Consider the following 13,260-nt stretch of genomic DNA (forward strand, 5'->3'; position numbering starts at 1 on the left):
GTAGCGATGGCGAAGCGCATCGACGTCAAGGACCTCAACCTCTTCTACGGCAAGTTCCACGCCGTGCAGCAGGTTTCGCTCTCCGTGCCGCCGCGCAACGTGACCGCGTTCATCGGTCCGTCGGGCTGCGGCAAGTCCACCGTGCTGCGGTCGTTGAACCGCATGCACGAGGTCGCCCCCGGCGCACGGGTCGAGGGCACGGTGCAGTTGGACGGCGAGGACATCTACGCGTCCACGGTGGACCCGGTGCAGGTGCGGCGCACCATCGGCATGGTGTTCCAGCGCCCCAACCCGTTCCCCACGATGTCCATCCGCGACAACGTGGTGGCCGGCCTGAAGCTGGCGGGCGTCAAGAACAAGAAGCAGCTCGACGAGGTGGCCGAGCGCTCGCTGCGCGGCGCCAACCTCTGGAACGAGGTCAAGGACCGGATGGACCGCCCCGGCGGCGGCCTGTCCGGCGGCCAGCAGCAGCGCCTGTGCATCGCGAGGGCCATCGCCGTGCAGCCGGACGTCCTGCTCATGGACGAACCGTGCTCCGCACTGGACCCCATCTCCACCTTGGCGATCGAGGACCTGATCACCGAGCTGAAGAAGGACTACACGATCGTCATCGTCACCCACAACATGCAGCAGGCCGCCCGCGTCAGCGACCAGACGGCGTTCTTCAACCTCCTGGGCGTCGGCCAGCCGGGCCAGCTCATCGAGGTCGACGACACGGAGAAGATCTTCTCCAACCCCACCCAGAAGGCCACGGAGGACTACATCTCCGGCCGCTTCGGCTGACCCCGAAGCCTTCCCGAAAGGCCCGTTCCCCGCTTTCGGGGGGCGGGCCTTTCCCCTGTTGGGTCACGTACGGAACTGAGGATTCCGCACGTCCGTCATAGGTGGGACACGGGATGGCCGAACCGGTACCGTGCTGCCTTGACGATCGGGGGGAACAGCGGTGGCGATGAGTGTCGAGTCGATGCGGACCATGACGGCCAACATGCAGAGCCTGAAGCAGTCGGCGGAATCAGGCGGCTTCGCCATCAGCCCCGAGGGCGCTGAGGCGTACGTGAAGGCCATCGAGGCGGCTCAGAAGGACCTGCGCCAGATCGATCAGCACATGGCCGTGCTCCAGCAGCCGACCAAGCTCGGAACGAGTCCGGACGGTCAGACCCTGAGCCGGTACAACCTGGAGAGCGCCACGGGCGGTTCGGGGACCGCGGGGATCGTCCCGGCGATGGATCAGCTCAAGACGGCGCTCGAAGAGGCCAGAACAGCGATGAAGAAGGCGGTCGAGAACTACCACGCCATCGATGAATCGCAGATGAAATGAGGATGCGGTCGGCCATGTCTTTGTCAATTCGATCTGCTTGCCTGATCGCGGCCCTCAGCCTCGTCGTGGCCGGTTGTTCCCAGGAACGGGGCGGCAGTCCCACTCCGGCCACGGGAACGGGGAAGTCGAGTTCCGCTCCGGTGGAGTCGTCCACATCGGCTGCCTCGCCGTCGTCCGGTTCGGGGAACGCGCTGGTGTCCTTCGATTCCTGCAAGGCGCTGACCTCGATCGCGGGGCAGTTCAGCCTCACCGAGATCGAAGAGGTCGGCAAGCAGGAGTGCGGCGCCGAGTACGGGGCTGACGAAGGTGTTTCGGTTTCCATCAAGGTGTGGCCTGACCTGGGCGTTCAGGAAGCGACGGGTGGGCCGAACGCGGAGTCCTCGGACACCACCGTCGGCCCGCGCAAGGCCAAGCTCGTGAAGAAGGCGTTCTCCAGTTCCGCGTGCTTGGTCGCCGTCGAGGTCTCCGGCAAGTCACGGGTCGATTTCCTGTCGTCGGCCAACGTCTCGCTCGACAAGGCCTGCGACGCGGCGACCAAGATCGCCACCGCCGTCGAACCCTCTCTGCCGAAGTAGGAAAGGCACGTCATGGCACCGCCCTCCACCCAGACCGGTCCCGGTGGCGCTCCCGCGCCGAACAGCCAGGCGGGCCAGGTCACGTACGCGGGGCAGACCGAGGCCGAGTTGCGGGCCGAGTACGACCGGGCGGTGGCGGAGAGTCCTGGGTTCTTCGGCAGGTTCACGACGATCGACGACTACCTGAAGTACAAGACCGGTGCGGCGGCGAACCAGGCCGCGCAGCAGGCGCAGCTCGAGCAGGTCGTGGAGACGTACCGGCCGCCGATGTCGTCGGTCGGCTCGTACTACCTGGGCTACGACCACACGGCGCTCAAGTCCATGGTCAACGACGACATGGACCCCGGCACTGCCGATGAGCAGGGCGAGGCCTGGACGAAGATCGGCAACACCCTGGCGGAGTTGCAGAGTGGGCTGACGACGGCGACCGAGGCGAGCAAGGGCGCGTGGCGCGGTGAGGCCGCGGGGGCGGCGCAGGGCTACTTCACGGGGGTCGCGAAGTGGTCCGGTGACGCCGCGCAGGCCGCGCAGTTGACCGGCAACAGGTTGTCGGCCCAGCAGAACGCCGCCGAGACGGCGAAGAACTCCATGCCGGAACCGGTCCAGTTCAGCACCGCCGACGCCTACAAGATGTTCTTCGCCGAGCCGAACCCGTTCAAGTGGGCCGAGACGATCGACAAGATCGAGGCGAAGTTCGAGGAGAAGCAGCAGGCCCACGAGCGGGCCGCCGAGGTCATGAACACCATGTCGGCCGGGTTCCAGGAAGCCGGGTCGACCATGCCCGCCTTCGCCCCGCCGCCTCCCATGGACAGCAGCGGCGGCGGCGACAACGGCCAACCCCCTGGCGGGACGGGCATTCCGGGGACGAACGGCGTTCCCAACGGCACCGGGACCGGCACGGGTACGGGCACCGTCGGTCCGAGCGGCTCCACCGGCGGCTCCACGACCACGACCGGTTTCGTCCCACCGGGCGGCGGTACGACGCCGGGTACCGGTGGTGGCGGAGGCGGTGGTGGCGGCGGGGGAACCGGTGGTCCGTTCCCCGGTCCTGGCCTCGTTCCCGGCCCGTTCCCCGGCCCTGGCGGCTTCCCGCCGGGCGGCCGTCCCGGCACGGGTCCCGGCCGCGGCGGACTAGGCGGACCCGGCGGTGGCTCGGGCGGCGGTCTCGGTGGCCGTGGCGGTGGCGGCGCGGGCGGTGGCCTCGGTGGTCGAGGCGGCCTCGGCGGCGGCCTCGGTGGTGGTCCGGGTGGTGGTCTCGGCGGCGGACTCGGTGGCGCGGCCAAGGGCTTCGGACCCGGCGGGTCGGCGGGTGCGTTCGGCGACCGCGCGGGCGGCTTCGGGCCGTCCGGCTCGGGCGGGTTGGCCGGACTGGGCGGTGCGGGCCGCGGCGGCGCGGGCGGCGCGGGCATGGGTGGCGGCATGGGCGGTGGCGGGGCCAAGGGGCAGGGCGACGAGGACACGGAGCACAAGGCGCCGTCGTACCTGGTCGAGACCGAGGACGTGTTCGGGGACGGGACGATGGTCGCCCCGCCCGTCATCGGCGGGTGAGCGTGCGCTCGTTCGCCCTCTCGCACCCGGCCGCCGACGTCCTGTGGGAGGACCTCGGCCTCGGCAGCCGCCCCTACCCGTTCGACTTCCCCTATGCGGGCCGGACGGAGGACGAGCGGCGCGCCATCCGCGAGGCCGTCTACCACGACCTCCAGTCGCGTGGCCTGGCCGCGCGCGGTCGGGCCACGCCGGAGGTCGAGCAGGTGCTGACCGCGTTGGTGCGCTTCGACTTCGGTGTCACGGCCATCGCGTCGCTCGACGCCAACGCGGTGGAGCGCCAGTTGCTCGCACGGGGTGGCGCGGTCGGTGAGATGGCCACGCTGGCCGTGCTCGACGAGCGGATGATGCGGGTGGACGTGCTCCGGTCGAGCGCTCTCGTCCGCGCGGTCGTCGACCTGGTCCCGCCGTACCGGCCGGGGCCCGGCCAGTCGGTCGCCGTGCCGATGCCCGGCGGCCCGACGTCACCGCCGCGGCTGGACGACTTCGCTACCGCGACGTTCACCAGCACGATGACGTCCCGTTCCGCGACCGCCGCTCAAACTCGGGCGCTCACAGCGGTTTTCGAACGGCCGAGGTTGCGCGCCGGGCAATTCGGTGTCGCGGTCCGAGGCCGTCACGGCCGGGAGACCCGCTCGCCCCAGGTCGCCTGGTTCGACAACGACCAAGGCCGCTACCTGTCGCTGAAGCGACCCGGCCGGGACGGTCGGGACTGGCTCACGCAGGCGCCCGCCGACAACAGCCGCATCGCGGCGCAGCTCGTGCAGGAACTGACCGCGCTCCGGACGTGAAGAAGGGACCCCGTCGACGACGAGGTCCCTTGGCGGGCGAGGAGGATCAGACGTCGGAGTCGTCCCCGTAGCCGGGCATCCGGCCGGTGACGACGAAGACGGTGCGCTTGGCGACCGAGACCGCGTGGTCGGCGAAGCGCTCGTAGAAGCGGCCGAGCAGGGTCGTGTCGACGGCGGAGGCGACGCCGTACGGCCAGTCCTTGTCCATGATCACCGTGAACAGGTGGCGGTGCAGGTCGTCCATCGCGTCGTCCGCGTCCTCGATCAGCCGCGCGCGGCCGACGTCCTGGGTGCGGATGACCTCGGTGGCCTCGCGCGCCAGCTCGACCGCGATGCGGCCCATCTCGGCGAAGTACGGCTTGACGTCCTCGCCGAGCACCTGCTGCGGGTGCCTGCGCCGCGCGGCCTTCGCCACGTGCAGCGCCAGGTCTCCCATGCGCTCCACGCTCTCCGCGGCGTGGATGACCGCGAGCACCGTGCGCAGGTCCGTCGCGACGGGGGCTTGCAGCGCGAGCAGCGCGTAGGACTGCTCCTCGATGCTGGCGCGCACGTCGTCGACCTTGGCGTCGTCGCCGATCACCTGTTCGGCGAGCGCCAGGTCCGCGTCGAGCAGCGCGGTGGTCGCGCGCTCCATGGCGTCACCGACCATGCCGCACATGTCGGCGAGCTGGTCGGCGAGCTGTCCGAGCTGGTCATGGTAGGCCTCACGCATGCCGACAGCGTACGTCGGCCGCGTCGCGGCAGCGACATCGTCGAATGAACCCCGGATGAACCGATGGTGTCCAGCTCCCCTAGGCGCAGGGGTCGGCGCCACCGTTCACAATGGACAGATCCTCGGGGGTGGAGTTCTGGCCCGCGGCCGTGTTCTGCGCCGTTCCGCCCTGCGGAGAAACGACCTTCTCGTCGAAGTTCGGACCGATGACGACCGCGACCGCGCTGCCCATGGTGGCGTCGAACTGGAGCGTCGCGCCAGGGATCGCCGCGCCGAGGGTCGCCGCCGCGTCCTCGCCGCCGACGCCGTACTTGATGATGGTCTTGTCGACGGGCGGTGCGTCGTCGGTCTTGACGACGTCGAAGCCCTGCTCGATCAGCGACTCCTTCAGCCTGCCACCGGCGCCGCCCGCGTCGGGGTCGCCGTTGAGCACCTGGAGGTGCACCTGCTTCGGGTCGATGATCTTGCCCGCGCCCGGTTGCGCCGGGGGCTTCTGCGTGGTCGGCGAGTCGTTCTTGTTCGGGTCCGCGTCCGGCGTCTCGCCCGGCAGCGGGGTGCCCTCGATGATGGCCTTGAACAACCGGTCCGCCTCTTCGGGGACGAACTCCTCGGTGTTGTCGTCAGGGCTCAGCGTCGGCCCCTCCTCGGTGCGGTGCGGCATCGTCACGAAGCTGACGCGGCCCGCTTCCAGGCCCTGCAACGACTGCCCGAGGGTGAGGAGCTGGTCGGCGCCGACGTTCTGCCCCTGCGTGGAGCCCGCGAACGCGTTGATGAACGAGTTCAGCTTGCTCGGGCTGAGCAGGATCTCGTTGGACAGCGCCTTGCGCAGCAACGAGGACAGGAACTTCTGCTGCCGGGTGATCCGGTCGTAGTCGCCGAACACCTCGCCGGAGACCTTGCGGGCCCGCACGTAGTTGAGCGCCTGGTCGCCGGAGATGTCGTACTTCCCGGCCTTCTCGAACAGCACGCCGAGCTCGTCGTCCTTCATCGGCTTCGGCACGCAGACGTTCACGCTGCCGACCGCGTCGACCATGCTCTTGAAGCCGTTGAAGTCGACGCTGATGAAGTGGTTGATGTTGAGGTGGGTGATCTCGCTCATCATCGAGGTCACGCACTTCGGGCCGCCGAGCGCGTAGGCCTCGTTGGCCATCACGCCCTTCGCGGCCTGGACCTGCTCGCCGTTGTACTGGCCGGTGGACGAGTCCCAGCCCTCGCACGCGGGCCGGTCGACCCGCACGTCGCGCGGCAGCGACACCACGACGACGCGCTTCCGGTCGGCCGGGACGTGCGCCAGCATCAGCACGTCCGACCGGGCGCCCTGCTCCTTGTCGGCGTCGCCGACGCCGTCCTCGGGCTTCGCGTTCGCGCGGGTGTCCGATCCGACGATCAGGAAGTTCTCGTCGCCGTACTGCTTCTCGGCGTCCTGCACGGCGGCGGAGTTCGAGCCCAGCGCGTCGATCTCGGTGAACTTGCTGTCCACCCACATCAGCGCGCCCCAGCCGAGGCCGGTGGACACGAAGACCAGTACGGCCGACGTCAACGAGATGATCTTGAGGATCCGGACGATCTTCGAGTGCTTCGGGGTCCGGCCGCCGCGAGCGGGCCGCACCTCGCCGTCCTCGTCGACGACGACCGGTTCCGCGTACTCGGTCTTGTCCTCGTCCTCCTCGGCCTTCCACGGCATGAGCTTCTGCTTGCGCTCCTTGCGCTTGCGCTCCTGCTCGGCCAGCTCGTCGTGGACGGCGGAGAACCGCGCCAGCGTGTGGTCGACCTCGCGACGCTTCTTGACGTCGTCGCCGATCGCCTCCATCTCGGTGGTGAGGCTCGCCGGGTCGATCTCCTCGCGGCGCTCGGGACCCGCGGGCCTCGGCGGCTCGGGTGCCTCGTTCGCGGTGGGGTTCAGCCTGCTGTCGATGGGCGCGCGCCGCGGCCCGGTCCCGTCCAGCGGGATCCGCCGGGACCCGCTGGGGTCGTCACCGGGCAGCGGTCGAGGACCGCCGGGCTCGGCACCGGGCGGCATCCGCCGGGGGCCGCTGGAGTCCGGGCCCGCCGGGATCGGGAGCGCGCCGGTGGCGGGCGGTCGCGGCGGCATGGGGCGTGGACCGCTCGAGTCGCCGCGCGCCGGGATCGGACGCGAGCCGCTGACGTCCCCGCGGGGCGGCTGGGGGGCCGCGCCGGGCGGAACGGGGCGGGGACGGCGGCCGGTGCCCTCAGCGGGCGGCACAGGCGGCGGCACGGTGGGGCGCGGGCGTTGGCCGGTGTGCTCGCCAGGAGGACCGACGGGAGGCGCGGGTGGGGCGGCACGCCTGCCGGTCGACTCGGCGGGCGGAGTCGGGGGTGCGACGCGGTGGCCCTCTGGGGGCAGCGGAGGCCGTCCGCCGCCGTTGGGCAGCGGGCGCTGGCCGGTCGACTGCTCGGGCGCGGCCCGGCGGCCCGTCGGCTCGACGGGGGGCGCGGCCCGGCGACCGGCAGCCTCCGCGGACCGGCGGCCCTTGGGCTCGGCCGGGGGTTCGGGGGCGGCACGGCGACCGGTGGGCTCGCCGAACGGCGGCTCGGGGGCGGCTCGGCGGCCCGTGGGCTCACCGGGTTCCGGCGCGGCGCGGCGGCCGGTCGGTTCGGCGGGGGGTTCCGGCGCGGCCCTGCGGCCCGTGACCTCGCCGAGCAGCGCGTCGGGCACGGCCCGGCGGCTCGGGGTCTCGGCGGGGGGTGCCGCGCGGCGGCCGGTGGGTTCGGCGGGAGGCGCGGTGCGGTGCGCGCTCGGGTCCACGGGGGGTGCCGCGCGGCGACCCGTGGGTTCACCGGGAGGCGCCGTGCGGTGTGCGTTCGGGTCCGCGGGAGGCGCGGCGGGCGCGGCCCTGCGGCCGGTCGGCTCCGCCGGGGGCGCGGCACGACGGCCCGCGGGCGGCGGAGGGGGTGGTGCGGCGCGACGCCCGGTGTCGGCGGGGCGCGCGGGCTGCTCGGCGCCGGTCGGTCGTCCCGGAGGCGGCTGGCGAACCGGTGCGGGCGGCGGCGCGGCGCGGCGGCCGGTCGCGGGCGGAGGCGTCGGAGCCGGGGGAACTGGCCGGGGGATGTTGGTGCGGCTGTGCCGCTCCACCAGGTCGGACACGCTCAGACCGCCGCCGCCTTCAGCACGGCGTCGACGACCTGACGGCTGCTCTTCCTCGGGTTCTTCGGCACCTCGGGAACCGGGGCCGCCACGGCGGGGCTCGTCGGGCACCCGGTCTCCCTTCAGGTAAGTCCACTACTGGGTTGTCATCACAAGTTGACGACGGCGAGGACACAGTGGTTGCACCACCGGCGTGTCAGTGCGGTCGATAGTACGGATGACAGCGACTCCTGACGACCACTCCCGGTGATACCGACGAAGCAAGTAGTCGGTACCGAGCAGTCTGGCAGGTCCGAACGGGTGAACGACTAGGCGAAATAGGTGCGTCAGTAGTAACCGAGAACCCTGGAATCCGACACCGCGCGGCGCCCGGCGGCGGGACCCGCGAGCTTCACCCGCCCGCTCTCGCGGTACGCGACGGCGTTCCGGCCCGACCGCTTGGCCGTGTAGAGCAGGCTGTCGGCCCGCAGCAACTGCTGCTCAGCGCTCACGGCCGGGCGGGCCGGAAGGGCGTCGGCAGGCGGCTCGTAGGCCACGCCCCCGCTGACCGTGACCCGCAGCCCCGGCGCGATGCCCGCCCACTCGTGACGCTCGACACGTTCCCGCGCCGCCTCGACGATCGCGACCGACGTGGTCGCTGTCACACTCGGCAGGACGAGCACGAACTCCTCACCGCCGTACCGCGCGCAGAACGCGTCCGCGGGCAGGTCCGCCTGGAGCAGCTCGACGACCCGTTGCAGCACCCGGTCGCCCAGCAGGTGGCCGAACGTGTCGTTGACCCGCTTGAACCAGTCGAGGTCCATCAGCGCTATCGCCAGGCCGTGCCGCGACGTGCCGCGCTCGGTGAGGATCGCCAGCAGCCGCTGGTCGAGGTACCGGCGGTTGTAGCTGTCGGTCAGGCTGTCGCGGAGGCTCTGCTCGCGGGCCTCGGCGTGCTCCTTGCGCAACCGGTCCACCTCGCGCCGCAACTGCTCCGGCACGCGGGGCTGCTCCTCCTGGTCCGCGTATACGAGGTCGAGCGCCGACCTGAGGTGCTGGTACGCCTGCCGCCACTGGCCGCGGGACGCCAGCAGGGTCGCGATCGACTCGTGGAGTTCGACGAGACCGGTGCTCTCGGAGGGGGTGGCGTCGACCGCGAGCGGTCGGTCATCGGACTTCCGGTTCGGGTCTGATTCGGCGACTTCGGGTCGCAGTGCGGTCATCGCGCTCACCTCCCTACTTGCCTGGTGTCGTCCCATCAGAGGCGGCGCTTGAGCCAGCGGGACTCGTGATCGCGTTATTTCCCCCGTCTGGTTGACTGCCTGCTGCTCCGAACTAGTGACGATCGGAGATCAACCTGGCTCTCCGTGCCCTAGCCGTCCGAGCGCGCGGTGGGGCGCTCAGCCGCCGACGCAGGGGGCGAACCCGTAGGGCACGTCGTCGATCACCACGACGTGCAGCGAGCCGATCTGGACGCCGACCGGGACGCCGTCCTCCAGCAGCGTGACGGTCGCCGCGACCACGTAGACCACCCCGCGCGGGTGCGCGTCCTTGCCCGGCGGCGCCCAGGTGGGGTCCGTGCGCAGGGTCGACATCGTCGGTTCCATCCGCAGCGTGCCCGCCCGCAGCTCGCAGGCCTGCGCGCGGAAGTCCGGGTGCTGGGTGTCCTGGAGCAGCTTCCGCTGCTCGGTGTTGCCCTTGCCGCCCGCCTCGTTGAGCCGGGTGAAGTAACCCGAGACCTGGCCGCGTTCCACTTCGGTGATCCGCAGCGGCCGGGCCGTGCCCGCCACCGACGCCCCGCAGCCGCTCAGCAGCAGCGCGCAGGCCGTGACCAGCGCGCCCACCCACAGGTGGCGGTCACCCACCCGAGTGCATCACTTCCGCCCCCATCGGGACGGTGGCGTCCTCCGGGTCGTCCAGCCACCCCTCCGGCAGGACCACCTTCGCCGGCGAGCCCTGGCGACCGCGCGGCCCCTCGGCCTCCGACGGGTACGGCGCGTCGTGGTCGAGCTGCCCGATCAGGTCGTCCAACTCGGTCAGCGTGCCGACCATCGCGAAGCTCCGCCGCAGGTCGCCGCCCACGGGGAAGCCGCGCAGGTACCAGGCCATGTGCTTGCGCAGGTCGCGCACGCCCTTGTCCTCGCCGTAGTGCTCGGTCAGCAGCTCCGCGTGCGTCCGCAGGACCACCGCCACCTCGCCCAGGCTCGGCCCCTCGGGGATCGGCAGCCCGGCGAACGCGGCTTGCAGGTCCCGGAACAGCCACGGCCGCCCCAGGCACCCGCGCCCCACGACAACCCCGTCGCACCCGGTCTCGTCGACCATCCGCAGCGCGTCCTGCGCGCTGAAGACGTCGCCGTTGCCCAGGACGGGGATCGACGTGACGGCTTCCTTCAGCCGGGCGATGGCCGACCAGTCCGCCTGCCCGGAGTACCGCTGGGCCGCCGTGCGCGCGTGCAGCGCCACCGACCTGGCCCCCTCGGCCTCGGCGATCCGGCCGGCGTCCAGGTAGGTCAGGTGCTCGTCGGTGATCCCGATCCGGAACTTCACCGTCACCGGGATCCCGGCGGGTTCGGCGGCCCGCACCGCGGCCCGCACGATCTCCCCGAACAGCCGCCGCTTGTACGGCAGCGCCGCCCCACCGCCCTTGCGCGTCACCTTGGGCACGGGGCAGCCGAAGTTCATGTCGACGTGGTCGGCGAGGTCCTCGTCCACGATCATCTTCACCGCGCGACCCATGGTCACCGGGTCGACGCCGTAGAGCTGCATCGAGCGCGGGTGCTCGTCGCGGTCGAACGTGATCATGTGCAGGGTCGTCGCGTCGCGCTCCACGAGCGCGCGCGCCGTCACCATCTCGCACACGTACAGCCCCGCCCCGTACTGCCTGCACAGCCGGCGGAACGCCACGTTGGTGATGCCCGCCATCGGCGCGAGCACGACCGGCGGGTCGACCTCGAACGGGCCGATCCGCAAGGACTTGGAGGTCTGGAGTGCCGTGGACATCGAGTCCATTGTCACTGATCGACCGTCGTGCTCGTGCCACCGGGACAACGTCCTACTCCAACACCTTGTCGGCTGCTGCTGTCAGCCCTGCCTTGAGATCCGTGATAAAAAACTGCCAGGAAGGGACCATCTTTATTCCACCATCAGGGTCGAGGCGTTCCAGAAGTTGCCTTCGGTGCTGAGAGAATCGGTCGTGGAACTTGTTAAGTTTCCTGCCTGACAATCCAGATGCTACTCCAAGGGTCTCTTTGAGTGTTTTCTTCGGATCTGGCAAGGATTCGACTTTGGTTGGGGCTGGCAAGTTCAGGGGGATTCGGCCTTTGGGGTTCCCGGCTATTTGACGTATTTCCGATTCGTTGGTTAGCAGCCATGCTTCGGTCATTCTAACGGGTATTACGGCCGCGTGGCAGGTCGTAGGCGCAATAGTCTGGATTGCTTGTGTGATTTCGGCCAATCGGGCTTGGCGCCCATCGCGGTCAGCGTCTCGGTGCACTATGATGAGGTCGTACCTTCCGCCAATCTCAACCGCAACTCGAAGCTTGTCGGCTACGGCTCTGCCCGGAGGGTTGCTCAAGCGGCTTAGGTCTGGATCGGTCACAGCAATTTCTATGGAAAGCTGTGCGGCGAATTTTTCAATTTGCGGAACGATACCACTATCGCTGGTTCCCTCGCCAAGGAAGAGGACGCGCATCGTCACGCGGACTCCAGGCTGATCTGTACGCCGGGTGGCGTTGTCAAATAAGGGAGTATGTCGAGCTTCGTAACCGGCATTTCGTTGGGTTGCTTTGCGCGCCAAGTTTCGGCCATCGGTCGAAGTCGAAGTGTGTGGGCGTTTGAGCCATCTGGCGCTGCGCGGATAGCAGTGTCCGCAAAAAGTAGGTCATCGGGCCTGGCCAGCTGTACAATTCCTGGGGAATGAGTATTGATTATGACCTGTCGGAAGGGGTTGTCTACTCCTGGTGCATCGGTCGGATCAACCGCTAGATCTTCAACCAGCCGGACCATCGCCTCCAAATTTGCAGGATGGATACCATTTTCGGGCTCCTCCATGCAGATCAGTCCAGTTACGGTTGGATCCTCAAGTAGTACGCAAAGCGCTAGAAACCTAAGCGTACCTTCAGAGAGGCTGCGTGCGGGCAGTTCCAGGCCGCTTGCCTCTCTGAGTTGAATGGTCAACAGTTCCCTTGTGTCGTCCTCCTGGACGCGTAGGCTGCGAACCCTGACGCCTGCAAGGTCTGAAAGTCGACCACTTACTCGTGCGTAAACACCTTCCGGATCAGTCGATTCATCTCCAAGTGCAACTCGGAAAAGGGTGGCTGGCAAGTGACGTCCGTTGGCGTCCATGGCTCGCGGATCCACATATCGGTCGGAAGTCCGCAGTGCGGACGGCTCGAGAGCGAGTCTGCGCCACGATTGCATCTCGCGTCGGGCGGTCAGGATTGTGGGATCGTCAGCGCTAGTTACGGTACTTACGACCGTTGCTGGCGCGCGATAGGCCGCAGAAGGTTTTGGCTGGCCTCGGCTCCCGCCATCCTGGTGAATTCGGATAACTGGTTGGTTATCTTCGATCGTGGTCGAGATGAACGCTTTGCCGCTTCTGTGTCCCTTCAGGACTGTTTTGCGAAATCGGTTTACGTTATGGGGGAAAGGTATGCGCCTAGGTGCGTCCCCAAGGTTTATGTGTTGAAGGCTCTCTTCCAGCAAAGTTAGGCGCCCGATTTTTTCGGATCCGCGCGGTGCTTGGTAGCCCAGGGAGAGTTCGTAACGCAAGAACGTGATCGTAGGTGTCGTAGGTCGACCAAAATCATCTTCGACCTCGCTCGGAACGATCATCTCTGCGGCAAATCGAACCCGAGGATTTAGTGCTGCGTAACCATTCCAGAACAGGTCTCGAGGATCGCCAGTCCGTTCCCCGTGGACACCGCGAACTTCTTGTGCGGCGTCGAGCAGTGAACGGTCTGCGAGCAAACTGAGGAATCGGATGGCATCGAATACATTGGACTTCCCGGTACCGTTTTCGCCTGCAATGCAGGTGAAAGCCCCGAAGTCGATCTTCGTGTCGACTAGGTTCTTGAACCCGTCGACCTCAAGCCTGGTGAGCATCGCGTTCCTCCCGCGTCCAGCCTGTCACATCATTGCTGGCATGCGCACTCGTAGCGGCTTGCCAACCAGCCGTCGGCGGACCGCTGTGTGTTGATCGGTCTGTTAGGGGGTGTCAGTGCGTTGCCTTCAGG

12 protein-coding genes are annotated in these 13,260 nt (G+C 68.9%); 5 read left to right on the forward strand and 7 right to left on the reverse strand.

The features are described 5' to 3' along the window. The first annotated feature begins 6 nt into the window (after window positions 1–6). The 5 genes from pstB (at window position 7) to NZH93_RS29225 (ending at window position 4,229) form a co-directional block, all read left to right on the forward strand. On the forward strand, window positions 7–783 hold the full coding sequence (gene pstB, locus NZH93_RS29205; RefSeq protein WP_259626435.1) for a phosphate ABC transporter ATP-binding protein PstB: 777 nt from the start codon (window positions 7–9) through the stop codon (window positions 781–783). Between the two features lie 166 nt (window positions 784–949). Next, complete coding sequence (locus NZH93_RS29210) at window positions 950–1,318, forward strand: hypothetical protein (protein WP_259626460.1); 369 nt, start codon at window positions 950–952, stop codon at window positions 1,316–1,318. A 14-nt stretch (window positions 1,319–1,332) separates the two neighbouring features. Continuing rightward, window positions 1,333–1,893, forward strand: a complete 561-nt coding sequence (locus tag NZH93_RS29215) for a DUF3558 family protein (RefSeq protein ID WP_259626436.1) — start codon at window positions 1,333–1,335, stop codon at window positions 1,891–1,893. A gap of 12 nt (window positions 1,894–1,905) precedes the next feature. Then, complete coding sequence (locus NZH93_RS29220; RefSeq protein ID WP_259626437.1) at window positions 1,906–3,441, forward strand: PPE domain-containing protein; 1,536 nt, start codon at window positions 1,906–1,908, stop codon at window positions 3,439–3,441. After that, window positions 3,438–4,229 (forward strand): ESX secretion-associated protein EspG, encoded by a 792-nt coding sequence (locus NZH93_RS29225; protein WP_259626438.1) that lies wholly within the window; start codon window positions 3,438–3,440, stop codon window positions 4,227–4,229. Before NZH93_RS29220 ends, NZH93_RS29225 begins: the two co-directional genes overlap by 4 nt. A 46-nt stretch (window positions 4,230–4,275) precedes the next feature. On the opposite strand, the gene phoU is transcribed toward NZH93_RS29225, so the two are convergent. The 7 genes from phoU to NZH93_RS29260 form a co-directional block, all read right to left on the reverse strand. Then, window positions 4,276–4,941 carry a phosphate signaling complex protein PhoU gene (gene phoU / locus NZH93_RS29230; protein WP_259626439.1) on the reverse strand — a complete coding sequence of 222 codons (666 nt, stop codon included), beginning with the start codon at window positions 4,939–4,941 and terminating at the stop codon, window positions 4,276–4,278. A gap of 79 nt (window positions 4,942–5,020) precedes the next feature. Further along, window positions 5,021–8,047 (reverse strand): LCP family protein, encoded by a 3,027-nt coding sequence (locus tag NZH93_RS29235; RefSeq protein WP_259626440.1) that lies wholly within the window; start codon window positions 8,045–8,047, stop codon window positions 5,021–5,023. Between the two features lie 326 nt (window positions 8,048–8,373). Next, window positions 8,374–9,249, reverse strand: a complete 876-nt coding sequence (locus tag NZH93_RS29240) for a GGDEF domain-containing protein (RefSeq protein ID WP_259626441.1) — start codon at window positions 9,247–9,249, stop codon at window positions 8,374–8,376. A gap of 177 nt (window positions 9,250–9,426) precedes the next feature. Beyond that, window positions 9,427–9,891 carry a hypothetical protein gene (locus NZH93_RS29245; RefSeq protein ID WP_259626442.1) on the reverse strand — a complete coding sequence of 155 codons (465 nt, stop codon included), beginning with the start codon at window positions 9,889–9,891 and terminating at the stop codon, window positions 9,427–9,429. Beyond that, entirely contained in the window at window positions 9,884–11,026 is a 1,143-nt protein-coding gene (dusB, locus tag NZH93_RS29250) for a tRNA dihydrouridine synthase DusB (protein ID WP_259626443.1), read from the reverse strand. Before dusB ends, NZH93_RS29245 begins: the two co-directional genes overlap by 8 nt. A gap of 52 nt (window positions 11,027–11,078) precedes the next feature. After that, window positions 11,079–11,723 (reverse strand): hypothetical protein, encoded by a 645-nt coding sequence (locus tag NZH93_RS29255; protein WP_259626444.1) that lies wholly within the window; start codon window positions 11,721–11,723, stop codon window positions 11,079–11,081. Beyond that, complete coding sequence (locus NZH93_RS29260; protein ID WP_259626445.1) at window positions 11,720–13,129, reverse strand: AAA family ATPase; 1,410 nt, start codon at window positions 13,127–13,129, stop codon at window positions 11,720–11,722. The genes NZH93_RS29255 and NZH93_RS29260 overlap by 4 nt, the downstream gene beginning before the upstream one ends. Window positions 13,130–13,260 lie beyond the last annotated feature (131 nt).

The sequence above is a fragment of the Umezawaea endophytica genome (genome assembly GCF_025061645.1).
GTDB classification, from domain to species: domain Bacteria; phylum Actinomycetota; class Actinomycetes; order Mycobacteriales; family Pseudonocardiaceae; genus Umezawaea; species Umezawaea endophytica.